The organism is Pseudazoarcus pumilus (assembly GCF_002872475.1).
Lineage (GTDB): Bacteria > Pseudomonadota > Gammaproteobacteria > Burkholderiales > Rhodocyclaceae > Pseudazoarcus > Pseudazoarcus pumilus.
On sequence record NZ_CP025682.1, the window covers coordinates 860,177 to 883,970 of the forward strand.

The 23,794-nt window shown below is 68.0% G+C and carries 22 protein-coding genes; 7 read left to right on the forward strand and 15 right to left on the reverse strand.

Translation table 11 applies throughout. From position 1 onward, the window contains the following. Positions 1-26: 26 nt before the first annotated feature. Positions 27-1,325 carry a DUF3422 family protein gene (locus C0099_RS04105; protein ID WP_102246264.1) on the reverse strand — a complete coding sequence of 433 codons (1,299 nt, stop codon included), beginning with the start codon at positions 1,323-1,325 and terminating at the stop codon, positions 27-29. A gap of 144 nt (positions 1,326-1,469) precedes the next feature. Between C0099_RS04105 and C0099_RS04110 the strand changes: the two genes are divergently transcribed. From C0099_RS04110 to C0099_RS04120, 3 genes are read left to right on the forward strand one after another with little or no spacing between them, the layout of a single operon-like run. Continuing rightward, the gene (locus tag C0099_RS04110; RefSeq protein ID WP_199797651.1) at positions 1,470-2,255 is read left to right on the forward strand and encodes a glycosyltransferase family 2 protein; all 786 of its coding nucleotides are present in this window, start codon (positions 1,470-1,472) and stop codon (positions 2,253-2,255) included. Then, the gene (locus C0099_RS04115; RefSeq protein ID WP_102246266.1) at positions 2,252-3,007 is read left to right on the forward strand and encodes a TVP38/TMEM64 family protein; all 756 of its coding nucleotides are present in this window, start codon (positions 2,252-2,254) and stop codon (positions 3,005-3,007) included. Before C0099_RS04110 ends, C0099_RS04115 begins: the two co-directional genes overlap by 4 nt. After that, positions 3,004-4,500, forward strand: a complete 1,497-nt coding sequence (locus C0099_RS04120; RefSeq protein WP_102246267.1) for an ArnT family glycosyltransferase — start codon at positions 3,004-3,006, stop codon at positions 4,498-4,500. Before C0099_RS04115 ends, C0099_RS04120 begins: the two co-directional genes overlap by 4 nt. On the opposite strand, the gene C0099_RS04125 is transcribed toward C0099_RS04120, so the two are convergent. The 5 genes from C0099_RS04125 to arsS all read right to left on the reverse strand — a co-directional run bounded on the left by C0099_RS04125 (position 4,481) and on the right by arsS (position 9,645). Next, entirely contained in the window at positions 4,481-5,131 is a 651-nt protein-coding gene (locus C0099_RS04125) for an OmpA family protein (protein ID WP_102246268.1), read from the reverse strand. The two genes, C0099_RS04120 and C0099_RS04125, sit on opposite strands and share 20 nt — an antisense overlap. 83 nt (positions 5,132-5,214) lie before the next feature. Beyond that, positions 5,215-5,820 carry a TIGR04282 family arsenosugar biosynthesis glycosyltransferase gene (locus C0099_RS04130; protein ID WP_102246269.1) on the reverse strand — a complete coding sequence of 202 codons (606 nt, stop codon included), beginning with the start codon at positions 5,818-5,820 and terminating at the stop codon, positions 5,215-5,217. After that, the gene (locus C0099_RS04135) at positions 5,817-6,482 is read right to left on the reverse strand and encodes a TIGR04283 family arsenosugar biosynthesis glycosyltransferase (protein ID WP_102246270.1); all 666 of its coding nucleotides are present in this window, start codon (positions 6,480-6,482) and stop codon (positions 5,817-5,819) included. The genes C0099_RS04130 and C0099_RS04135 overlap by 4 nt, the downstream gene beginning before the upstream one ends. Positions 6,483-6,485: 3 nt before the next feature. Further along, on the reverse strand, positions 6,486-8,684 hold the full coding sequence (locus C0099_RS04140) for an FAD-dependent oxidoreductase (RefSeq protein WP_102246271.1): 2,199 nt from the start codon (positions 8,682-8,684) through the stop codon (positions 6,486-6,488). 10 nt (positions 8,685-8,694) lie between these two features. Further along, positions 8,695-9,645 (reverse strand): arsenosugar biosynthesis radical SAM (seleno)protein ArsS, encoded by a 951-nt coding sequence (gene arsS, locus C0099_RS04145; RefSeq protein WP_102246272.1) that lies wholly within the window; start codon positions 9,643-9,645, stop codon positions 8,695-8,697. Positions 9,646-9,825: 180 nt separating this feature from the next. On the opposite strand from arsS, the gene C0099_RS04150 reads away from it, so the two are divergent. The 4 genes from C0099_RS04150 (at position 9,826) to C0099_RS04165 (ending at position 13,302) form a co-directional block, all read left to right on the forward strand. Further along, a complete protein-coding gene (locus tag C0099_RS04150; protein ID WP_164084873.1) occupies positions 9,826-10,515 on the forward strand; it encodes a DUF3047 domain-containing protein in 690 nt (229 codons plus the stop codon). A 29-nt stretch (positions 10,516-10,544) separates the two neighbouring features. Continuing rightward, entirely contained in the window at positions 10,545-11,927 is a 1,383-nt protein-coding gene (locus C0099_RS04155; RefSeq protein WP_102246274.1) for an SLC5/6 family protein, read from the forward strand. Then, positions 11,924-12,814, forward strand: coding sequence for a hypothetical protein (locus tag C0099_RS04160; protein ID WP_102246275.1), 891 nt, complete (start codon positions 11,924-11,926; stop codon positions 12,812-12,814). Before C0099_RS04155 ends, C0099_RS04160 begins: the two co-directional genes overlap by 4 nt. 68 nt (positions 12,815-12,882) lie before the next feature. Then, positions 12,883-13,302 (forward strand): VOC family protein, encoded by a 420-nt coding sequence (locus C0099_RS04165; protein WP_102246276.1) that lies wholly within the window; start codon positions 12,883-12,885, stop codon positions 13,300-13,302. A 2-nt stretch (positions 13,303-13,304) separates the two neighbouring features. Here the strand turns inward: C0099_RS04165 and C0099_RS04170 are convergent, their stop codons facing one another. The 9 genes from C0099_RS04170 to tkt all read right to left on the reverse strand — a co-directional run bounded on the left by C0099_RS04170 (position 13,305) and on the right by tkt (position 23,738). Beyond that, a complete protein-coding gene (locus tag C0099_RS04170) occupies positions 13,305-13,487 on the reverse strand; it encodes an anti-sigma factor family protein (RefSeq protein WP_102246277.1) in 183 nt (60 codons plus the stop codon). Beyond that, positions 13,481-14,089 carry a sigma-70 family RNA polymerase sigma factor gene (locus tag C0099_RS04175; protein ID WP_102246278.1) on the reverse strand — a complete coding sequence of 203 codons (609 nt, stop codon included), beginning with the start codon at positions 14,087-14,089 and terminating at the stop codon, positions 13,481-13,483. Before C0099_RS04175 ends, C0099_RS04170 begins: the two co-directional genes overlap by 7 nt. After that, complete coding sequence (gene fumC / locus C0099_RS04180; protein WP_102246279.1) at positions 14,086-15,486, reverse strand: class II fumarate hydratase; 1,401 nt, start codon at positions 15,484-15,486, stop codon at positions 14,086-14,088. Before fumC ends, C0099_RS04175 begins: the two co-directional genes overlap by 4 nt. Positions 15,487-15,531: 45 nt before the next feature. Then, on the reverse strand, positions 15,532-17,745 hold the full coding sequence (locus tag C0099_RS04185; RefSeq protein WP_102246280.1) for a mechanosensitive ion channel domain-containing protein: 2,214 nt from the start codon (positions 17,743-17,745) through the stop codon (positions 15,532-15,534). 94 nt (positions 17,746-17,839) lie between these two features. Next, a complete protein-coding gene (locus tag C0099_RS04190) occupies positions 17,840-18,259 on the reverse strand; it encodes a gamma-glutamylcyclotransferase family protein (RefSeq protein WP_102246281.1) in 420 nt (139 codons plus the stop codon). Between the two features lie 26 nt (positions 18,260-18,285). Continuing rightward, positions 18,286-19,350: a class II fructose-bisphosphate aldolase gene (fba, locus tag C0099_RS04195; RefSeq protein WP_102246282.1), complete on the reverse strand. Its 1,065-nt coding sequence runs from the start codon at positions 19,348-19,350 to the stop codon at positions 18,286-18,288. 104 nt (positions 19,351-19,454) lie between these two features. After that, the gene (locus C0099_RS04200; RefSeq protein ID WP_102246283.1) at positions 19,455-20,642 is read right to left on the reverse strand and encodes a phosphoglycerate kinase; all 1,188 of its coding nucleotides are present in this window, start codon (positions 20,640-20,642) and stop codon (positions 19,455-19,457) included. Then, on the reverse strand, positions 20,639-21,658 hold the full coding sequence (gene gap, locus C0099_RS04205; protein WP_102246284.1) for a type I glyceraldehyde-3-phosphate dehydrogenase: 1,020 nt from the start codon (positions 21,656-21,658) through the stop codon (positions 20,639-20,641). The genes C0099_RS04200 and gap overlap by 4 nt, the downstream gene beginning before the upstream one ends. 61 nt (positions 21,659-21,719) lie before the next feature. Then, on the reverse strand, positions 21,720-23,738 hold the full coding sequence (gene tkt / locus C0099_RS04210; RefSeq protein WP_102246285.1) for a transketolase: 2,019 nt from the start codon (positions 23,736-23,738) through the stop codon (positions 21,720-21,722). Between the last annotated feature and the right edge of the window lie 56 nt (positions 23,739-23,794).

The window sequence follows — 23,794 nt, forward strand, 5'->3', positions numbered from 1 at the left end:
ATACGCGCCGCCCGCAGCGCGGGCGATCAGCCGCCGTGCTTCTCCTCGGCGGCCAGGCGGCGGCGCATGCGCCGCATGCCGGTGTAGACCAGCACGGCGATGACCGGGATCGCCACCGCCGTGACCGTCTCGGCCGTGAGCGGCGCGATGCGCTCGCCCAGGCCCTTGGCGAGATAGTGCACGAGCTGCGAACCGTAGTAGGTGATGGCCGCGACCGACAGCCCTTCGACGGTCTCCTGCAGGCGCAGCTGCAGGCGGGCGCGCCGGTTCATCTGTTCGAGCAGTTGCTGATTCTGGCGCTCGAGTTCGACTTCGACGCGCGTGCGCAGCAGCAGCGCGTTGCGTGCGATGCGGTCGGACAGATCCTCCTGGCGGCGGGCGATGGTCTCGCAGGTGTCCATCGCCGGCTGCAGGCGCCGCTCCATGAACTCGCGCAGGGTCGGAAAGCCGGTCACGCGGATCTCGCGCAATTCGTCGATGCGCAGCTTCACCATCGCCCAGTAGGCCGCGCCGGCGCCGAAGCGGTAGGTGGTGGTCGCCACCGACTGCTCGACGTCGGCGGCCAGTCGCGTGAGCCGCCCGAGCACGCGCTGTTCGCCTTCGTGGGTTTCGGCGCGTCCCATGCGGCGCACCAGATCGGCCAGCTCGTCCTCGGCGCGCGAGAGCAGGCGCGCGACCTGCTTGGCGACCGGGAATGCGAGCAGGCCGATCACGCGGTAGGTCTCGATCTCGAGCAGGCGCTGCACGCTGCGCCCGGTCTGACGCGGGGTCAGCGACTGGCTGACGAGCAGAAAGCGCGAGAAGCCGTCCTCGCCGATGTGAAAATCGGTAAACACCCAGCCCGCGCCGTGCGAGAGCTTGGACACCACCATCTGTGCGGTGCCGGCCAGATGCTGCGCCACGAGCTGCTCTGGGTCGAGCTCGTCGGACGGGCGCACGACGACGTGGGTCGCCACCAGCAACTGACCGGGAATCGCGTTGCGCCAGGCCGCGGGAATGGCCAGCAGCGCATGGTCGTCGCGCAACTCGCCGGCCTCGCCGCGGCGGAAGAAGGTATAGCTCGAGAATTCGTTGTGCCGTTCCCACTTGAAGCGCAACTCGCCGGCGTCGAGGAAGACGTGGCCGGACTCGCAGTCCGGCGCCGGGAGGCCCAGTTGTGCAGCCAGCTCGGCGATGTGACGCGGCTCGCGTCCGGCGCTGCCATCGTGGTGCACGAAGGCCAGGTAGGTCACGGCCTCGGGCGAGTGCATCGGCACCGGCGGGCGCGCGTGGACTTCGTTGCTGAGCGTATGGCGCAGCGGGTGTTCGTCGAACGGCAGGGGCATGGGTTCGGGTTCTGGCCGGTATGCGGTTGCGCCTATAATAACGTCCGGGCTTGATGTTTGATTGATTGTGGCGCGAGCATACTCGCACGTCGTCCGGCCGGCAGCTTGCCGATCGGGATTCGCCGCCAACTCCGTGAGCCGCATGTGACCACCGAAACCGCCCACGCATACGACTCCAATGCCGGCCGAGCGGCCACCCCCCGTGGGGCGGCCGTTCCGTTTTTGAGCGTCGTGATTCCCGCCTTCAACGAAGTCGACAACGTCGGCACGTTGGTGGCCGAAATCGCCGCGGCGCTGACTGACGTCGCGGGTGGCTTCGAGATCGTCGTCGTCGACGACGCCAGTGTCGACGGCACTGCCCAGACGCTGCGCGCGCTCGGTCATCCTGCCTTGCACCCGGTTTTTCATCGAATGAACTGCGGCCAGAGCGCGGCGGTGGCGAGCGGCTTTCATGCTGCGCGCGGCCAGTGGGTGGCGACGCTCGACGGCGACGGGCAGAACGACCCGGCCGACCTGCCGGCGATGCTCGAGCGCGCGATCGCGGAAGGTGCAGACTGCGTCACCGGTGTGCGCCGGCGGCGGCGCGACAACCTCGTGCGCAGGTTATCGTCTCGCGTGGCCAATCGCTTCCGTGACTGGATCACGGGTGATCGCGTCACCGACAGCGGCTGTGGGGTGCGCGTGGTGCGCCGCACCGCGCTGGCCGAGGTGCCGGTGTTCAACGGCATGCACCGCTTCCTGCCGACGCTGCTGCGCGCTCAGGGTTTCAGCGTGGTCGAGCATGAGGTCAATCACCGCGAGCGCCGCACCGGCGTGTCGAAATACGGTGTGGGCAATCGTTTGTGGCGCGGTATTCGCGACTGCTTCGGTGTGCGCTGGTATGCGCGTCGCGCGGTGCGTGCCGAGCGCATCGAGCGGGAGGACGGATGAAGGGCGAGGAAATCTCCAAACCGTCGCCCGCCACGGCGGAGCAGCGTTCTCCATCGTCGTCGCTGGATCCGGCGTTTCAGGCCGAATTGCAGCGCGCTGCGCGAGCAGGTACGCGCAAGCTGCTGATCCTGATCGGCATTGCGGTGATGCTGTTCGTGCTGCTCGAGTTCACGCCCGCCGGCGAGCGCGTGCGTGACTGGCCGGCGCTCTACGAACTGATGGCCGGTGGCGACGGCGAGGCCGCGCTGTGGTTCGTCGGCGTGACCATCGCGCTGATGATGGCGGGCACGCCGCGGCTGCTGTTCTACGCGCTGGGCGGTTTCGCCTTCGGCTTCTGGTCCGGCCTCGCCCTGGCGCTGGTGGCGAGCCTGATTGCCTCGTGGCTGGTCTTCCGCATCGCCCGCTGGGGCGGCCGTGACTGGCTGCGTCGGCGTTTCGGCGGACACCGTTTGTTCGCGCGCATCGTCGGCACCCGACCGACCGCGTTGTCGGTCGCACTGGTGCGCTGCCTGCCGGTGAGCAACCTGGTCATCAATCTGGCGCTGGCGATGAGCCGCGTGCGCTCTCGTGCCTTCGTGCTCGGCACGCTGCTTGGCTTTCTGCCGCAGGGCGTGGTCGCGGTTCTTCTGGGGGCCGGCATCGCCGACGAGGTGGCGTGGCAAGGCGCGGTCCAGCTCGTGGCGGCCGCGCTCATCGTGCTCTTGCTGTTCGTCTTCGCCTTGCTCCGCCGGCGCAATGAGGGCGCGCGATGAGGGTCTGGCCAGCGACATCGCGCGGCTGGGGTGTGCTGATCGTCCTGTTGTGCCTGCTGGTGTTCCTGATCCGCATCAGCGGCCCGAGTGACCTCGAGGGCTATGCCCAGCATCGCAATATCGGCTACGTGATGGACATGATGTGGGGCGGCAACTGGCTCGCCCAGCACGACATCCAGGGTCGCATCCTGTCCAAGCCGCCGCTGCATTCATGGACTATCGCGCCGTTCGCCGCGCTCTTCGGCGTCGACCGTCTGGCGATGAGCCTGCCGTCGCTGCTTGCCGTGCTCGCCATGGCCTTGCTGGTATTCGAACTGGGGCGGCGGCGCTTCGGCCTGCTCGCCGGTGGGCTGGCCGGTCTCGCGGTGGTGATGGCGCCGCTGATGTCCAAGCACGTCGCGCTGGTGCGCTCGGACGCGCTGTTCGCGCTGCTGATCCTGGTTGGCGCCTGCGCCGCACTGCGCGCCTGGGAGAGGCCGGACGGAGACTGGCGGGGGTGGACGCTGTTCTGGATCGCCGGCGCGCTGGCCACCCTGACCAAGGGGCCGCTGGCGCTGGTGCTGGCCGCGTCGGGCCTGCTCGCCGTGTGGTGGGAACGTCGCAGCGACCCGGACACACCGCTGCCGCGCGGCTCGCACCTGCCCGGCGTGCTCGCCTTCCTGGTGATCACGCTGGCCTGGTTCCTCGCGGCGTGGATCGAACAGGGGCAGGATCTGATCGACAAGATGCTCAAGCAGGAACTGCTCGGTCATGCTACCGGTGTTCATCGCGACACCACGCCGGGCGAGAATCTGCCCAAGCCTACGCTGTTCCTGCTGGCGCGCTTCTTCCCGTTTTCGCTGTTTTTCTTCTACGCGCTGTGGCGGGTCTTCCGGCATCCGGCCACGCATGTGGCCGAGCGCCGCATCGAACGTTTTCTGACGTGCTGGGTGCTGGCCGGTCTGCTGATGTTCTCACTCGCCGCTCACCATCGTCCCGACCTCTTGCTGCCGCTGTGGCCGGCCTGCGCACTGCTCGCCGGGCGCGAGATGTCGCGCCTGGGCGAGCGCGTCGGCGTGAGGCGCTTCGCGGTGGCGGTGTGGGTGGTGGTCGCCGTCGTGCTGGCGGGCTTGTTCGCGCAGTATCACGTCGCGTGGGGCGGTCGCGCCGAAAACACCGATATCTCGGAGTCGGTGCGCGATGCAGCCCAGGCCTTCGAGCGCAGCGGACTCGATGCCGAGGCCTTGGAGCACTACGGTACGCCGGTGACCTTCCAGATGGCGCTGGGCACCCTGCGACGCTGGCATTCTCCGGAGAGCCTCGCGGCAATCCTTGAAAATCCGCGGCGTCCCGTGCTGGTCGCCTTCGGTTACAAGTCACGTGACGAACCCCACCTCGATGGACCCGGGCGGGTCGTCGAGGCGGTGTTCGAATGGCCTGAAGAGGCCGGGGACGGGGCGCTGCTGAGGGTGTTTCGCGTGAGTCCTGCGGGTCTTACTGCGCCTGCGGAATGATCAGCACCTCGACACGGCGGTTTTGCGCGCGACCCTGCGGCGTGGCGTTGTCGGCGATCGGACGGTTGAAGCCGTAGCCGGCCTGCGAGATGCGCGCGGGCGAGACGCCGCGCTGGATCAGGTGACTCGCCACGCTCCGCGCGCGGTTCTCCGACAGGCGCTGGTTGTAGGCGGCCGAGCCGGTCGAGTCGGTGTGGCCCTCGACACGCACCACGGTGTTCGGATAGCTGCCGATGCTCGAAGCGATGCGGTCGAGTACCGGGACGAACTGCGGCTTCACGTAGGCGCGGTCGGTGTCGAAGGTGATGCTGTCGGGCGCGTCCAGGCGGATGGTGTCGCCGTCGCGCACCACGTCCACGCCGGTGCCCTGCATGTCGCGGCGCAGTTCGGCTTCCTGCTTGTCCATCTGGCGACCGATCAGGCCGCCCACGGTGGCGCCCACAGCAGCGCCGATCAGCGCACCCTTGCCACGGTCGCTGCTGCCCGAAACCCCTGCGCCGAGCACGGCGCCGGCGCCGGCGCCGACGGTCGCACCCGTCGCAGTGCGGGCGTTGTCGCCACGATAGGGGTTGTTCTGGCAGCCGGCGGCGACGGCGGCGAGCAGGGCGATGACGATTGCGGCATTTTTCATGTTGTTGTTCCCCCTAGATGGATAGATGCCCCGATTGTGCGCCGACGCCCGGCATATGCACGCATGCTTTGTAAGCGGCTCTTTCATGGGCGCGTCTTCCAGTGGCGCAGATCTTCGGGCGTGTCGATGTCGTGCAGCGTGCGCGTCTGCGCCAGTCGCCAGCCCAGCGTGGCGGCGCGTTCGCGCGTCGTCGCCGCGACCGTGGGCGTGCTCCATGCAATGTCGCGAAACAGGCGCTCGTCGTGACGGCTCAGTCCGATCAGCGCGTAGCCGCCGTCGGCCACCGGGCCGATCACGACCTCGGCCCCATCGAGCATGCCCGCCGCCTGTCGGAGCAGGGCGGCGCTCATCTGGGCGCAGTCGGTGCCGACGACGAGCACTCGCTCGCCGCGAGCAAGTGCGCGCTGCGCGGCGCGACTCATGCGCACGCCCAGATCGCCCGCGCCCTGGGCCGAGCGCTCGATGCCGGCGGGCAGCACCACATCGGCCCAGGGCGCATCGTCGGGCGACGGGTCGCCGCACAGTTCGACCGGGCCGAGCCCGGCGTCGAGCGCCGCGGCGAGCGTGCGTTCGAGCATCTCGCGCGCGAGCGCGGCCGCGCCGTCGGCGCCCAGCGCCGGGATCAGGCGCGTCTTGACCCGACCCGGCAGCGGCGCCTTGGCGAAGACGATGATGCGACAGCTGTTCACTTGTAGCGCTGTGCGAGTTGCGTGGCCGGCACGCCGCGCCAGTAGTCCCAGCGCAGGCGCCACATCAGCGCGATGGTGTGCCACACACCGCGGTTCTCCCAGCGTCGCCCCGAGGTGCGCGCCGGCGGGCGCAGGCAGGCCGGGCGCGATTGCGCGAGCAGACGGCGCGACATTTCGATGTCCTCCATCAGCGGTTGCTCGGGGAAGCCGCCCGCCGCGTCGAAGGCCGCGCGGCTCATGAACATCGCCTGATCGCCGGTGGCGATGCCGCTGGCGCGCGAGCGCAGATTCATCATCATCGCGACCACACGCAGCATTGCCGGCCGGCCCTCGATGAGCACATCGAAGCGGCCCCAGACGTGGCGGCCGTCGGCCAGCGCGGCACCGATCAGGCGATCAGCGCCGGCCGGCAACACGGTGTCGGCGTGCAGGAACAGCAGGGCATCGCCGGTTGCCCGGGTCGCACCCGCGTTCATCTGGCGGGCCCGGCCGGGGGGCGAGTCGAACACCGCGACGCCGGCCGCGCGCGCGATGTCGGCCGAGCCGTCGGCACTGCCGCCGTCGACGACGATGACCTGTGCGTTCATGGCTGTCAGCGACGCGAGCAGGGCCGGCAGGCGCTCGGCCTCGTTCAGCACCGGGATCACGACCGACAGGCGCATGTCTCAGGCTTCCGGCTCGATGCGCTGGGTCGCGTGCGGGCTAGAGTCGACCGGGCCCAGGCGCCAGCGGTGGTAGCGCGCGAGCCAGCCGAGCAGGGTCTGCGGTGCGTGTGCGCGCTTCCATTCGCCGGCCGCGTACTTGTTGGCCTCGGCCATGGTCGGATAGGTGTGGATCGTGCCGAGAATCTTGTTCAGGCCCAGGCCATGCTTCATCGCCAGCACGTACTCGGCGAGCAGTTCCCCGGCGTGTTCGCCGACGATGGTCACGCCGAGAATGCGGTCCTTGCCGGGCGCGGTCAGCACCTTGACGAAGCCGTGGTCGGCGCTGTCGGTGATGGCGCGGTCCAGGTCGTCGAGGCCGTAGCGCGTCACCTCGAACGGGATGCCGCGTTCGCGCGCCTCGGCCTCGTTGATGCCTACGCGCGCGACCTCCGGATCGACGAAGGTGACGTGCGGCACCACCGACCAGTCGATGCGGAAGCGCTTGAACTGCCCGAACAGGCCGTTGACCGCCGCGTACCAGGCCATGTGCGCGGCTGTGTGCGTGAACTGGTAGGGTCCGGCGACGTCGCCGACGGCGTAGATGTTGGGATACAGCGTTTCCAGATACTCGTTGGTGTGGATGGTGCGCTCGGCCGGAATGCCCAGCGCCTCGAGCCCGTAGCCGGTGAGCCGTGCCTTGCGGCCGACGGCGACCAGCAGGGCGTCGAAGGCGATGCGCCGCACGCCCGCCTCGCCCTGCACCACGAGCATGCGGCGTCCGCCTTCGCGCTCGACGCTCACCGCCTCGCGCCCGGTCAGCACCTCGACGCCGTCGGCTTCGAGCGCGGCTTGCACGCAGGTCGAGACCTCTTCGTCTTCACGCGGCATCAGGCGCGGCCCGTGCTGCACCTGCACGACCTGGGAGCCGAGCCGGACGAAGGCGTGCGCCAGTTCGCAGCCGATGGGTCCGCCGCCGAGCACCACCAGTCGCTGCGGCACTTCGTCGAGTTCGGCGAAACGCTCCCATGCCGTGTCGCTGGTCACATAGCCCGAGTCCTCGATGCCGGGGATGTCCGGCACAATGGGCGAGGCGCCGGTGGCGAGCACGATGGCGCGCGCCGTGAGCCGCTGACGCCCACCGTCATTGAGCGCGATCTCGACCGTCCAGGGATCGATCAGCTTCGCATACCCCCGCAGGACCTCGACGCCCAGATCGGTGTAGCGCTCGACGCTGTCGTGCGGTTCGATCGCGCGGATCTTTTCATGTACGCGCGCCATCACGGCGCGGAAGTCGAACTTCGGTTCGGCCGCCTGCAGGCCATAGTCTTCGGCGTGGCGCATCTGGTGGGCGGCCTTGGCGCTGCGGATCAGCGCCTTGCTCGGCACGCAGCCGGTGTTCAGGCAATCTCCCCCCATGTGGTGGGCCTCGATCAGCGTGACCTTGGCCTTGACTGCGGCAGCGATGTAGGCCGACACCAGTCCGCCGGCGCCTGCGCCGATCACGATCAGGTTGCGGTCGAAGCGCGCCGGGCGTTGCCACTGCGCATAGACGCGGCGCCGTTTGACGAAGTCGACGATGCGCCGCGCGATGAGGGGAAACACACCGAGCAGTGCGAACGAGGCGAGCAGCGTGGGCGATACGATGTCTCCCAGCGATTCGATACGCCCGATCTGCGTGCCGGCATTCACATAGACGGCTGTGCCGACGAGCATGCCGACCTGGCTGACCCAGTAGAAGGTGCGCGTCTTCAGCGGGGTGAGCCCCATCAGCAGGTTGATCAGGAAGAACGGGAAGACCGGCACCAGACGCAGCGTAAACAGGTAGAACGCGCCTTCGCGCTCGACCCCGCGATTGATCGCCCCGAGCCGGTCGCCGAAGCGGTTCTGTACCCAGTCGCGCAGCAAAAAGCGCGAGGCGAGAAAGGCCAGCGTGGCGCCGATGCTCGACGCGAACGACACCAGTATCGTGCCGGTGACCAGCCCGAACAGCGTGCCGGCGGCAATCGTCATGATGGCCGCCCCCGGCAGCGACAGCGCCGCCATCACGACGTAGGCCGCGAAGTAGGCACCGAGCACCGACATCGGATGCGCCTCGTAGAGCGCGACGAACTCGGCCTGACCCTGCTTGAGCGCGTCCAGCGTGAAGTGCCGGTCGAGATCGAGCGCGAAGAAGGCGACGACGACCGCGAGGATGACGCCGACGAGGAAGAGTTTTTTCATCGTAGTGCCCTCACAGGGCGCCGCCGCAACTCGAACCCTGGCCCGCCGTGCAGCCGTAGCAATGGTCGGCCACCCGGATGGGCTGGCCTTGCAGGTCAGCGTGCAGCAGGTCGCGAAGATGCGGTCTGCCCGTTCCGGGCAGGGCGAGTCCCAGTTGCTGGTTGAAGTCGCAGTCGTAGAGGAAGCCCTGCCAGTCCACGCTGACCTGATCGCGGCACATCACGCCGTCGAGATTGGCGGCCGAATAGCTGTCCTTGAGCAGGCGCATGTAGTCGTTGAACTGCCCCTTGGAGATCAGCATGCTGCCGAAGCGCTGGATGGGCATGTTGGCGATCGCGTAGAGCGCGTCGAACTCGATGCCGAAGTGTTCGAACAGTTCGCGCTTGTAGTCGGCCTGCAACTTCACCTGGTCCGGCGGCAGGCTCGCCCCCTGGGGGTTGTAGACGAGGTTGAGCACACGCTCGCCGTCGCGCCCGTAGCCGAGCGCGTTGAGCCGCTGCAGGCCGGCGATGCTGCGCTCGAACACGCCGTCGCCGCGCTGCTTGTCGACATTTTCTGCGGAGTAGCAGGGCAGCGAGGCGGTGACCTCGACCTGGTGTTCGGCCAGGAAATCCGCGAGGTCTTCATGGCCGGGTTCGGACAGGATCGTGAGGTTGCAGCGGTCGATCACGCGCACGCCCAGGCGTCGCGCGGCGACGACGAGATCGCGAAAGCCCTCGTTCAGTTCCGGCGCGCCACCGGTGAGATCGAGCGTGGTGAGCCGTCGCGCCGTCAGCACGCGCGGAATCAGCGCCAGCGTCTCGTCGTCCATCATCTCGGTACGCTTGGGGCCGGCGTTGACGTGGCAATGCACACAGGTCTGGTTGCACTTGTAGCCGAGATTGACCTGCAGCGTGGTGAGCGTGCGGCGCCGGATGGCCGGGAATTCGGTGGCCTGGAGCAGGGGAAGGGTGGCGTGCATGCGGGACTCCGTGTGTCGTCGGTTGCGGCTTGGTCGGGCCGGCGTGTGCAATCCTTACACATCGCGCAGGCAATGGTGGGTGCGCAGTGAGAGTGTGTAAGGGCCGCGACGTTCGGCCGACCAACGCATGTTCCGTCATGGAGTCGCGCGATGTCCGCAGTTTGTTCCAGGGTCGTACCCATGTTGATGCTCGTTCTGGCGAGTGTGTCAGTGTTCGCCAACGGCATCACGCCGTTCTCGTCGGCACGGCCCGGTGTAGAGCCGCCGGCGCCATGGGTGCATCAGACCCCTCCCAAGGTCGAGCGCGCCAACGATTTCGCGCTGGTCGCGGACGATGGCGCGACCGTGCTGCGCATCGAGTCGAATGCGGCCGCCTCGACGTGGCTGCATGGCTTCGAGACGCCGGTCGCGGCCGGACGGCTGGCGTGGCGCTGGAAGGTGTCGAACCCGGTGGTCGGGTCGGACTTCACGCGCAAGGACGGCGACGACTACGCCGCGCGCGTGTACGTGTTGTTCGACTATCCGGTGGACAAGCTCGGCTTCGGCGACCGGCTCAAGATCTCGCTGGCGCGCACCTTCCACGACGTCGAGCTGCCGGCGGCGGCGATCGCCTATGTGTGGGGCACGGCGCAGCAACCGGGAGAGGCTGGCCCCAACCCCTACACCGACCGCGTGCGCATGCTCGTCATCGACAGCGGTGAGGCGGGCGCGGGGCAATGGCACAGCATCGAGCGCGATCTGGCGGCGGATTTCGAGCGCCTGTTCGGCGAACCGGCGCCGCCGGTGGCCGGCATCGCGGTCGGCGCCGATACAGACAACACCGGCGAGCGGGTCACGACCTGGTTCGGTGACCTGCGGCTCGTGCCGTGACTGCAGCCTGAAGACGAGGAGAGACGTACATGGCAGGAGTGGATATTGCGGTGCTGAGCGCGGGTCTGCTGGCCCTGGCCCTGGTCAGCGTGCTCATCGCGCCGCGGGCGACGGCCGCCGACGGATTCTTCCGTGGCGCCGGACCGACGGGCGCGGCGCCGGATGTGTGGACGCTGACGCTCTCCCAGGTCACGACCTGGATCTTCGCGCGCTCGCTGATGAATGCGGCGATTCTCGGCTACTTCTTCGGCATCGCCGGGGTGCTGGCCTACGCCGCCTACTACGGCTCCTTCCTGACCGGCTGGCTGATCGTCGACCGCCTGCGATTCCGTCATGGCGTGGGCAACATGCAATCCTTCCTGCAGGCGCGCTACGGGAGGCTGGGCAACGCCTGCTTCAATTTTCTGCTCGCGATGCGCCTGCTCACCGAAGTCTTCGCCAACCTGCTGGTGGTCGGCATCGTGTTCGGTGTGGCCGGCACTTCGGCCTACACCTGGTCCATCCTCGCCGTGGCCGGCGTGACGCTGGCCTATTCGATGAACGGCGGCCTGCGCGCCTCGCTGCGCACCGACGTGCTGCAGATGGTCATCCTCGCCGTGCTGCTGGTGGTGCTGTTCGCGATGATGCTGGTGCATCCGGCCTTCGACGGCGCGGCCGCACTGGCCAGCAGCCCGGACTTCACCTCGCCCGGCTGGGTATTGCTGGTGGTGGCCCTGCTGCAGGTGCTGAGCTACCCGATGCACGACCCGGTGATGATGGACCGCGGCTTCATCGCCGACCGCGACACCACCCGGCGCAGCTTTCTGCACGCCTTCTGGATTTCCGTGCTGTGCATTCTCGCCTTCGGTGCGCTGGGGGTATTCGCCGGGCTCGAGCGTGCCGGCGACGAGGTGCTGCTGGTCACACTCGCGCGCCTGATGGGTGACACCGCGATGCTGGTGCTGGCCGCCGCGCTGGTGATCTCGGCCGCCTCGACGATGGATTCGACCTTCTCCAGCGCGGCCAAGCTGGCGGTCGTCGACATGGGCCTGGGCGGCGGACGCACCAAGGCCGGCCGCGTGGCCATGCTGTTGTTCGCGCTCGGCGGGCTGGCGCTGGTGTTTCTCGGCAGCGACGACCTGTTCGCGGCGGTGGCGGTCAGCGGCACCGCCTCGCTGTTCCTCACGCCGGTCATCGTGTATTCCATCCTGCTCGACCGCGACGTGAGGCCCTGGGCCTTCCTGCTGACCTTCGCCGCCGCGGTCGGTGGCGCGGCTTTGTATTTCCTGGAGAACTCCAAGCGCATCACGTGGATCGGCGATCTCACCGGTGTGACGCACAGCTATTCCAAGCTGCTGGTGGTGACGGTGGTGATTCTCGCCATCGGCTTCATCGCCTTCGCGCTGGCCAGCCGTCGGCGGGTGGCCCAGTGAGCGAAGCGGGGCGGGTCTGCCCGCTGCGCTACCGCTACGGGGCCGAGGCGCTGGCCGCCGCACCCGAGCACGCGGCCGAGACGCTGTACGTGGTCGGCGGCCTGTACGGCAACCCCTTCGCGCTCGATGCCGTCGAGGCGCTGGCGGCGATGGAGCCGGGGCCGGTGCGCATCGTATTCAACGGTGACTTCAACTGGTTCGACGTCGATGATGCGGGCTTTGCCGCGATCAACCGGCGGGTGCTCTCGCATACGGCCATCCTCGGCAACGTCGAGGCCGAACTGGGCGCGGCGGGCAATGAGGCCGGCTGCGGCTGCGCCTATCCGGATTCGGTCGCCACGGATACGGTCGAACGCTCCAACCGCATCCACGCGCGCCTCAAGGCCACTGCCGCTCGCCATCCGGACCTCCTCGCCGCGTTGGACCGGCTGCCGATGTTCATGCGCTGGCGCATCGGGGCGCTGACGGTGGGCGTCGTGCATGGCGATGCCGACTCGCTCGCCGGCTGGCGTTTCGACCCGGTTGAACTGGACGACCCGGCCAGCCGCGACTGGATCGAGGCCTGCTTCGCCCGCGCCCGCGTCGAGGTGTTCGCCAGCAGCCACACCTGTACGGCCGGGCTGCGCGTGTTCGGCGATGGCATTGTCGTCAACAACGGCGCGGCCGGCATGGGCAACGCGCCGGGCGATGCGCGCGGGCGCGTCACGCGCATTTCGACGCGCGCGAGCCCGCATGCGACGCTGACCGGCGTGGTGCGCGAGGGCGTGTACATCGATGCCTTGCCGCTGGCCTTCGACGCGGCAGCCTGGCAGCGTGTCTTTCTGGCCAACTGGCCGGGGCACTCGGATGCGCACGTCTCGTACTGGTCGCGTGTCGCGGGTGCGTGAAGCTACGGACTGTCGGTTGTCGCGACCTTTTCTATACTGCGGGACATTGACACTCCAGGAGATTTCCGATGAGCCTCGCCCCGTTTCACCTCGCCTTTCCGGTCACCGATCTGGCCGCTGCGCGTACCTTCTACGGCGACGTGCTGGGCTGTCCGGAGGGGCGCAGCAGCGACGAGTGGATCGACTTCGATTTCTACGGTCACCAGATCGTCGCTCACCTCTCGCCGGAGCGCGAAGAAGCCCACCACAACCCGGTCGACGGCCACCACGTGCCGGTGCCGCACTTCGGCATCGTGCTCGACTGGGAGGATTTCGAGGCGCTGTCCGAGCGCGTGCGCCAGGCCGGAGTGAAGTTCGAGATCGAGCCCTATCTGCGCTTCGCTGGCAAACCCGGTGAGCAAAAGACCATGTTCTTCAAGGACCCGAGCGGCAACGCGCTCGAATTCAAGGCCTTTCGCAACCGCGAGACGCAGCTGTTCGCGAAATAGCCCTACTCGGTATCGCCTTCACGCACGGCGCGGGCCGCGCGGCGGATGAAGTCGATCTGCTTGCCGTAGCGGCGGCAGCCGCGGCAGACCAGAGTGTGCATGCGCAGTTCCATGCGCTCGCGGGCAGTCAGTTCGCGCTCATTGCTCTCGGACTGCAGGCGGGTGATGTCTCGGCAGGTCAGCATGGCGGGGCGTCCTCGTCGAACCAGTTGTGCTCCAGACAGCCGCGAAGCCGGGTGCGGGCGCGGTGCAGGATGACCCAGCAGTTGTTGGTGGAAATGCCCAGTTCGGTGCAGATCTCGGACGTATCCAGATCGAGCAGTTCACGCATCAGGAACACGCGCGAGAGGTTCTCCGGCAGACGATGCACGCAAGCGTCGAAGACGTCCCAGAACTGCTTCTGTTCGAGCGCGGACTCTGGCTCCGGCCATTCGGCGGGGCGGTCTTCTTCGGTCCAGTGGGCGTCGCTCCAGGGCGTCTTCTTGCCGAAGATCGCGTCCAGGTGGGCATCGTCCTCTTCGGCGTCGGCGACGAGGTCGCAGCGCGAGACTTCACGACTGCTCTTGCGGATGTGATCGACGATCTTGTGGCGCAGGATGGAGAACATCCATGTCTTGAGGGTGGAGCGTCCATCGAAGCCCGCAGCAGCCTGCATGGCGGCGAGCAGGGCCTCCTGCACCATGTCCTCGGCGGCGGCTGCGTCACGCAGGCTGATGCGCGCGAAACGCAGCATGGCCGCACGCAGCGCGACCAGATCGGGGCTGTCCCAGTCGATGGCCGCGCTCATTCGGCGTCGGGGCGCGTCATTGTCAGTGCGTCGACCCAGCGGTCGAAATCCTCGGCCGATACGTACCCGAGCGCGAGCGCGGCGTCCCTGAGTGTCGTGCCGTCCTTGTGGGCCTTCTTGGCGATCTCGGCGGCGCGGTCGTAGCCGATGTGGCGATTGAGTGCGGTGACCAGCATCAGATTGCGTGCCAGCAGTTCGGCGATGCGCGTACGGTCCGGCTCCAGCCCGCGCGCGCAGTGTGCGTCGAAGCTCGCAGCGGCGTCACCGAGCAACTGCAGGCTTTCGAGTACGCCATGAGCCATCACCGGCTTGTAGACGTTGAGCTGGAAGTTGCCCTGCGTGCCGGCGAAGGCCACGGTGGCGTCGTTGCCGAACACGCGGGCACACACCATGGTCAGCGCCTCGGCCTGGGTGGGGTTGACCTTCCCGGGCATGATGGAACTGCCCGGTTCGTTCTCCGGGATGGCGAGTTCGGCGATGCCGGTACGCGGCCCCGATGCGAGCCAGCGAACGTCGTTGGCCATCTTGAACAGTGCGCCGGCGAGCGTGCGCAGTGCGGTGCTCACCCCCACCAGCGCGTCGTGCGCGGCCAGTTGCGCGAAGCGGTTTTGCGCCGAGCGGAAATCATGACCGGTGAGCGCGGCAAGTTCGCGCGCGCAGGCTGCGCCGAAGCGCGGATGGGCGTTCAGGCCGGTGCCTACGGCCGTGCCGCCGATGGCCAGATCGAGCAGTGCCTGCTCGGCGTGACGCAGGTTGGCCAGAGCCGCGTCGATCTGTGCCACCCAGGCGCCGATCTCCTGTCCCAGCGTGACCGGCGTGGCATCCATCAGATGGGTGCGCCCGCTCTTGACCACATCCTCGAACTCGCGGGCCTTGGCCGCCAGCGTGTCGCGCAGTGCGGTGACCGGCGGATACAGGCGTGCGTGCAGTTCGAGCACGATGGCCACGTGCATCGCGGTGGGGAAGGTGTCGTTGGAGGACTGGCCGCGATTGACGTGGTCGTTCGGATGCACGGGCGACTTGGTGCCGCGCGGCTCGCCGGCCAGCTCGTTGGCGCGGTTGGCGATCACCTCGTTGGCGTTCATGTTGCTCTGCGTGCCGCTGCCCGTCTGGAATACCACCAGCGGGAAGTGCTCGTCGAGCGCGCCGCCGGCCACTTCGTCGGCGGCCGCCTCGATCAGGCGCGCCAGTTCGCCATCGAGTTCGCCGAGCTCGGCATTGGCACGTGCGGCGGCGAGCTTGAGCAGGCCGAAGGCGCGCACCAGGGCGCGCGGCATGCGATGGTTCTCACGGCCGATCTCGAAGTTGGTCAGCGAGCGCTGGGTCTGCGCGCCCCAGTAGCACTCGGCCGGCACGGCGACCTCGCCCATCGAATCGCGTTCGGTTCGGGTATCCATGGCAGCAGTGTAGTGCGTCCGGGCGCAGGACGGGAGGCCAAGGCCTCACGCCGGGTCGCCGGGCGCATCCTCGCGGCCGTCGAGAAGGCGCAGATTGGCCGGCGGTGCCTTGCCCTGCTTGTCCTCGCCGAAGTAGAGCGTCATGTGCGGGAACGGGATCTCGATGCCGGCCGCGTCGAAGTGGCGCTTGACCAGGCGATTGTAGGCGCGCCCCACGCCGAACTGCGTGCCGGCGACGGCCTTGATGCGCACGCGTACGTTGACCGAACTGTCGGCCAGGGCGGTCACGCCATGCACCTCGAGGTCGCCGAGGATGTTGGGGCTGTGCTCCGGGTCCTGGCGAAGTTCCTCGAAGGCCGCCTTGAGGTGTTCGATCACCACGTCCGTGTCCTCGCGGTAGGCCACGCCGTATTCGCCGACGTGATAGCCGAAGCCGCGCATGAAGTTGGACACCGTATCCACCGACGAGAACGGCAGCAGGTGATACACGCCGGAGAGGTCGCGCATGCCCAGCGAGCGGATGGTGAGCTTCTCGACCGTGCCGGTGGTGCCGCCGGCGGTGACCAGATCGCCCACGTTGATCGCCCCCTCGAGCTGGATGAACACGCCGGTGATGACGTCCTGCACGAGCTTCTGCGCGCCGAAGCCGATGGCCAGGCCGAGCACGCCGGCGCCGGCGATGAGCGGCGCGATGTTCACGCCGATCTCGGCCAGCACCACCATGGTCGTGAGCACGATCAGCGTGATTGCCACCGCGTTGCGGAAGATCGTCAGCAGGGTTCGCACGCGCGGGGTGGCCTCTGCGCCGTTCGCGTCCGGGTTGAGCCGGTACTCGATCCAGCTTGCCGCGAGCAGCCACGCGGCCAGCGCCAGCGTGATGATGATGGCCACCGTCACGATCTTGCCGAGGGTCGTCATGCCGGCGTCCGATGCCGCCCAGACGCCCAGGTCGAAGCTCGTCCAGGCGTCGAGGATGAAGGCCAGCACGATGGCGAGGATGGCGAAGCGCGTGAGCTTGAGCGCGCCGGGCACGTAGGCGTTGAGCCGGTCTTCGAGCAGCGGGAAGCGCGCGCGCGTCTCTTCGGGCAGGCGGATGCGGCGCAGGATGATCGCGGTGAGCAGGGCCGAGATCACGATGCCGGCGAGAATCGCGATGACGGTGCGCATCGTCGCCGAGAGCATGAAGCCCAGCGCTTCTTCGCGATAGAACACGGCGATGATGATCAGTGCGGCCAAGTAGGTGACGGCGAACACATGCCAGACGCGCCCGCCCATGCTCAGGGCGACGCGGGCGAAGCCGCTGTGCATGCGGCTCGCGAGGCGGTCGAGTGCGGCGCGTACGCGTGCGCGGTTCTGCATGACGATGACCGTGGCCTTGAGCCAGGCCAGCACCATGACGAGGATGGCGAGGATGCGGCCGACCTCGGGTGCGATGAAGGCGGCGGCCGCCGGCACCACGAGCATCAGGCCATAGCCCAGGAACCAGGTCATGCGCGAGGCCCAGGCGCTCCAGTAGGCGGCTTCCTCGCTGTCGGCGGGCACCAGGCGCAGGTTCGCGTGGCGATTGGACAGCAGCGTGCCGATCAACACGCGCACGCCCTCGACGATCAGGAAGGCATTCAGGAAGAGCGATTCCTGACGGCGCATGCCGCCGTCGTCGCCGAGCACGAACAGCGCGATCGCGTAGCCTGCCAGCCAGGCCAGCACGACGGTAGCCAGATGCACGCCGATGGCCGCGACGATCGCGCCGCCGCGACGCATCAGTGCGAAGGCCGGATCATCGGCGTGCGCCCGGCGGTCCAGCCGCGCGTACAGCCCCTGTGCGATGCGGCCGAGCAGCCAGAACACCACCAGCACGCTGGCCGCGAATGCCGCGAAGATCGCCAGTTGGGTCATGAAGCGCATGGCGCCGTCGCCGGCCAGGCGCGTGCGCGCGTCGTTGAGCGCGAGCAACGCGGCGTTGGCGTCGGCCACGGTGCGTTCGGCGATCGACTGCGTGAGCCCGGCGATGCGTTGCGGCAGGCTCGGGCCGTCCGCCTGCGCGGCCTCGGCCACGGCGGGAGATTCGTCGGCCGTGCGGCGCAACTGTTCGATCAGCGCCTGGCGCGTGCTCTCGTTCTCGAGCAGTTCGGCCAGTTGTTCATTGGGTGTGGCGCTCGGCTGTTCGTCGGACTGTGCAATGGCCGCGGCGGGAAGGATCAGTAAGGCGAGAAGGCAGAGCGCGCGCAGCGTGCGCACGATGGCGGAGGGGGTGTTCAACGGGCACTCCTTTGGGGAAGTTCCGGCAATGGCGGCCCGCTGCGGGGCCGGCGAGGGCGGATTTTAACATGGCGGCCCGGGGGCTCTCCGGCGCTCAGCGGCGCTGGAAGCCCGTGTAGCAGCGCCGGAAGCGTTCCTGGCGCTCGCGCACGAAAGTGTCGAAATCCCAGTCGCCGTCTTCGAGCAGATGCGCGAAGGCCTCGCGAAACACCCAGACCTGGGCCAGCTCACGGCGGCCGTCCGCGAGTGTCACGGTGACGCTCTCGCGCTGGTATTGAGGACCTTCGAAGATGTCGAGCCGCGCGATCGCTGCGACGTCGAACTCCCGGTAGAGCAGACCGGATACCCGAGCATCGACGCAGCGTCGGATGCCAGGGTAGTCCTCACCGGCGACCGGGTGGCGAGAAAAGCCGGACAGTACGGCCGGTTCGGACGGCGGCGGGATGGCGCCCGCCGCGACCGACAGGATGTCGTGACACATCAGCGTGCCGTAGGCGAAGACATGCATCGCCATCAGCAGGGCACGCCCTGGACCACGACTTACTTGACGACCTGCGTCAGCTCGCCGGCCTTGTAGCGCTGGGCCATCCGGTCGAGCGGAACGACCTTGATGCGGCTGGCCATGCCGGCGCTGCCGAAGGCCTCGAAGCGCGCCTTGCAGACGAACTTGGCCGCCTCGCGCGCGGGCTTGTTGAATTCGCGCGGATCGAACTTGGAGGGGTTCTCGAACAGGAACTTGCGCACCGCGCCGGTCATCGCCAGGCGGATGTCGGTGTCGATGTTGATCTTGCGCACGCCGAACTTGATGGCGGTCTGGATTTCCTCGACCGGCACGCCATAGGTCTCCTTCATGTCGCCGCCGTACTGGCGGATGATCGCCAGCAGTTCCTGCGGCACGCTGGAGGAGCCGTGCATCACCAGGTGGGTGTTGGGGATGCGCGCGTGGATCTGCTTGATGCGCTCGATCGACAGGATGTCGCCGGTGGGCTTGCGCGTGAATTTGTAGGCGCCGTGGCTGGTGCCGATGGCGATCGCCAGCGCGTCGCAGTCGGTCTGCTTGACGAAGTCGGCGGCCTGCTCGGGGTCGGTCAGCAGGGCGCTGTGGTCGAGCTTGCCCTCGGCGCCGATGCCGTCTTCCTCGCCGGCCATGCCGGTCTCGAGGGAACCCAGGCAGCCCAGTTCGGCTTCCACGGTGACACCGATGGCGTGGGCGAACTTCACGACTTCACGCGACACGGCGACGTTGTAGTCATAGTCCGAAGGCGTCTTGCCGTCCTCGAACAGCGATCCGTCCATCATCACGCTGGTGAAGCCCGAGCGGATCGCCGCCATGCACACGGCCGGACTCTGGCCGTGGTCCTGGTGCATGACCAGCGGGATGTCCGGGTAGGACTCGACCGCGGCATCGATCAGATGGCGCAGGAAGGGTTCACCGGCGTAGCGGCGCGCACCGGCCGAGGCCTGCATGATGACCGGGCTGTCGCATTCGGCCGCGGCTTCCATGATGGCCTGGACCTGTTCCAGGTTGTTGACGTTGAACGCGGGCAGACCGTAGCCGTGCTCGGCGGCATGGTCGAGGAGCTGTCGCATCGAGACGAGTGCCATGGTGCTTCTCCGTTGGGACGCGCACGGTGGGTGCGTGTCGCTTGTTCTGATCGGGAAATTCTACCCGCGCGGTGATGGCTCTTGCCACACCGCGCGGCGGACGCTCAGTGCGTCCCGCAGCGCTCTTCGAGCGCGGCGATGGCCGGCAGCGTCTTGCCTTCGAGGAATTCCAGGAAGGCGCCGCCACCGGTCGAGATGTAGTCGATGTTGTCGGCAATGCCGAACTTGGCAATGGCGGCCAGCGTGTCGCCGCCGCCGGCGATGGTGAAGGCTTCCGAGTGCGCGATGGCCGAGGCCATCATCTTGGTGCCGCCGGCGAACTGGTCGTATTCGAACACGCCGACCGGACCGTTCCAGACGATGGTGCCGGCATGCGCGATGATGTCGGCAAGCCGCGCCGCGCTCTTCGGCCCGACGTCGAGGATGCGGTCGTGTGTGCCGACGTCGCACACCGGAATGCGGTTGGCGCGCGCAAGCATCGACACCTCGTCGGCGACGACCACGTCCACCGGCAGCGGCACCTCGGCGCCACGCTCGCGCATCATGTCCATGATGGCCTGCGCTTCCTTGACAAGCTCCGGTTCGGCGAGCGATTCGCCGATGCGCTTGCCCGAGGCGAGCAGGAAGGTGTTGGCGATGCCGCCACCGACGATGAGCTGGTCGACCTTGTCTGCCAGGGTCTTGAGGATGGTCAGCTTGGTGGACACCTTGGCACCGCCGACAATCGCCACCAGCGGGCGCTTGGGGTTTTCCGTGGCGCGCGTGAGCGCTTCGATCTCGGCACCCATGAGCAGGCCGGCACAAGCGATCGGCGCGAAGCGCGCCATGGCATGCGTGGTCGCTTCGGCTCGGTGGGCGGTGCCGAAGGCGTCGTTTACGTACACGTCGCACAGCTTCGCCATCTTGCGCGCGAGTTGCTCGTCGTCGTGACGTTCGCCGACGTTGCAACGGCAGTTCTCGAGCAGCACGATTTCGCCCGGCGCGACCTCGAAACCGCCGTCGATCCAGTCGGTGATCAGGCGCACCGGGTGGCCCAGCAACTGGCCCATGCGCACTGCGATCGGGGTGAGGGTGTCCTCGGCGCGCACCTCGCCCTCGGTGGGGCGGCCCAGGTGGGAAGTGACCATCACCGCCGCGCCCTGATCCAGGCAGTGCTGGATGGACGGGATGGAGGCGCGGATGCGCGTGTCCTCGACGATGTTGCCGGCCTCGTCCTGCGGCACGTTCAGGTCAGAGCGGATGAAGACGCGCTTGCCCGCCAGATCGAAGTCGCTGAGCTGATTGACCCTCATGCGCCGGCCTCGGCGAGCACGCCTGCGGCGTCGAGCATGCGGCAGGAGTAGCCCCATTCGTTGTCGTACCAGGCCAGCACCTTGACCAGATTGCCTCCCATCACTCGCGTCTGCGTGGCGTCGAACACCGACGAATGCGTGTCGTGGTTGAAATCCGACGACACCAGTGCGTCCTCGTTGTAGGCGAGGATGCCCTTGAGGGCGCCGCGCGAGGCTTCCTTCATCAGCGCGTTGATCTCCTCGGCCGAGGTGTCGCGACTTGCGGTGAAGGTCAGATCCACGAGCGAGACGTTCATGGTCGGCACGCGCAGGGCGAAGCCGTCGAACTTGCCCTTGAGCGCGGGCAGCACCAGGCCGACGGCCTTGGCCGCGCCGGTCTTGGTGGGGATGATGTTGTGCGCGGCCGCGCGCGCGCGGCGCAAGTCCTTGTGGCGCACGTCGACCAGCACCTGGTCGTTGGTGAAGGCGTGGATGGTGGTCATCAGGCCCTTGTCGATGCCGATGGCGTCCTGCAGCACCTTGGCCACCGGCGCGAGACAGTTGGTGGTGCACGAGGCATTCGACACCACCGTCATGTCGGGCGTGACGATGTCGTGATTGACACCGTAGCAGATGGTGGCGTCGACGTCGCCGCCGCCCGGCGCCGAGATCAGCACCTTCTTCGCGCCCTGTTCGAGCAGTACCTGCGCCTTGGCCTTGCTGGTGTAGGCGCCGGTGCATTCGAGCAACACGTCCACACCCAGCGCGCCCCAGTCGACGCCACGCGGATCCTTGGTGGAGAAGAACGGGATGCGGTCACCGTCGACGATGATGGCGGATTCGCCGTCGGTGTCCACCGGGAAGCCGAAGCGTCCGTGGGTGGTGTCGTACTTGGTCAGGTGGGCGTTGGTGGCGATGTCGCCCGAGGCGTTGATCGCAACGATCTCGAAGCGATCGCGCAGGCCCAGTTCGTACAGCGCACGCAGCGTACAGCGGCCGATGCGGCCATAGCCATTGATCGCGACTTTGATGCTCATCCGGGGCTTCTCCTTGCTGGAACGGGGTGCCCGACACGCGGCCGGGCGGGCATCTGCGGGTTCAGGCGGTGACGCGTCGGACGGCCTCGACGACGGCCTCGGCGGTGAAGCCGAAGTACTTGAACAGGTCGCCGGCCGGCGCCGATTCGCCGAAGCGATCCAGCCCGACCACCGCGCCGTCGAGCCCGACATACTTGTACCAACCGTCGGTGACGCCGGCCTCGACCGCGACGCGCGGCACGCCGGCCGGCAACACGGCGGTCTGCCATGCCGCGTCCTGGCGGTCGAAGACGTTGGTCGAGGGCATCGACACCACGCGCACCGGCATGCCGGCGTCCGCCAGCTGCTTCTGCGCGGCCATGGCCAGCGCGACTTCCGAACCGGTGGCGATGATCACCGCACGCGGCGCACCACCTGCGGCCTCGGACAGTACGTAGCCACCACGGCGAATATCGGCGACCTGCGCCTCGCTGCGCGTCTGGAAGGGCAGGTTCTGGCGCGAGAACAGCAGCGCGGACGGACCGTCGGCACGCTCGATGGCATGCGCCCAGGCCACGGCAGATTCCACCGTGTCGCACGGACGCCACACGTCCATGTTGGGAATCAGGCGCAGCGTGGCAGCCTGCTCGACCGGTTGGTGGGTGGGGCCGTCCTCGCCCAGCCCGATGGAGTCATGCGTGTAGACGAAGACCTGACGCAGCTTCATCAGCGCAGCCATGCGCAGCGCGTTGCGCGCGTACTCGCTGAACATCAGGAAGGTGGCGGTGTAGGGAATCAGGCCGCCGTGCAGACTGATGCCGTTGGCGATGGCCGACATGCCGAACTCGCGCACGCCGTAGTAGATGTAGTTGCCGCCGGTGTCCTTGGTGACGCCGCGCGCGCCCGACCACAGCGTGAGGTTGGAGCCGGCCAGATCCGCCGAGCCGCCGAGCAGTTCGGGCAGCTTGGGCGCGAAGGCCTCGATCGCGTTCTGGCTGGCCTTGCGCGTGGCGATGGTCTCGGCCTTGGCGACGATCGCCTGCAGCGTGCTGGCGACGTGCGCGTTCCAGTCCTCGGGCAGACGGCCGGCGATGCGTCGCTCGAACTCTGCGGCCAGCGCCGGATGTTCGGCGCGATAGGCCTCGAACTGCGCGTTCCACTGCGCCTCGCGCGCCGCGCCGGCGGCGGTCGCGTCCCAGGCGGCGTAGATCTCGGTCGGGATCTCGAACGGCGGGTGGTCCCAGCCGATGTGCTCGCGAACTGCAGCGATTTCGGCGTCGCCCAGCGGCGCGCCGTGCACGTCGTGGCCGCCCTGCTTGTTGGGGGCGCCGGCGCCGATCACCGTCTTGCAGCAGATCAGCGTGGGGCGCGTGGCATCGGCCAGCGCCTCGTGCACGGCCGCGTCGACGGCGTCGGAGTCGTGGCCCTGCACGTCGCGGATGACCTGCCATCCGTAGGCTTCGAAACGGCGCGGCGTGTCATCGGTGAACCAGCCTTCGACGTCACCGTCGATGGAAATGGCGTTGTCGTCGTAGAAGGCCACCAGCTTGCCCAGGCCCAGCGTGCCGGCCAGCGAGCAGGCCTCGTGCGAGATGCCTTCCATCAGGCAGCCGTCGCCGAGAAAGACGAAGCTGCGGTGGTCGACGATGTCGTGGCCGGGGCGGTTGAACTCGTCAGCCAGCAGCTTCTCCGCGATGGCCATGCCGACCGCGTTGGCCAGGCCCTGGCCGAGCGGGCCGGTGGTGGTCTCCACGCCCGGTGCGTAGCCGTATTCGGGGTGGCCGGGGGTCTTGCTGTGGAGCTGGCGGAAGTTCTTCAGCTCTTCGATCGGCAGGTCGTAGCCGGTCAGGTGCAGCAGTGCGTACAGGAGCATCGAGCCGTGGCCGTTGGAGAGCACGAAACGGTCGCGGTCGGCCCACTGCGGGTTGGCCGGGTTGTGTCGCAGATGGCGACGCCACACGACTTCGGCGATCTCGGCCATGCCCATGGGCGCGCCCGGGTGGCCGGACTTGGCTTTCTGCACCGCATCCATCGCGAGGGCGCGGATCGCTCCGGTCACCGGGTTGAACACGGGCGGCTTGACGTTGCGCTCAGAAGACATGGGGCGGGCCGTATGCGTTTGATGGAAAAGGCCGAAATTATGGCTGAAAATGCTGC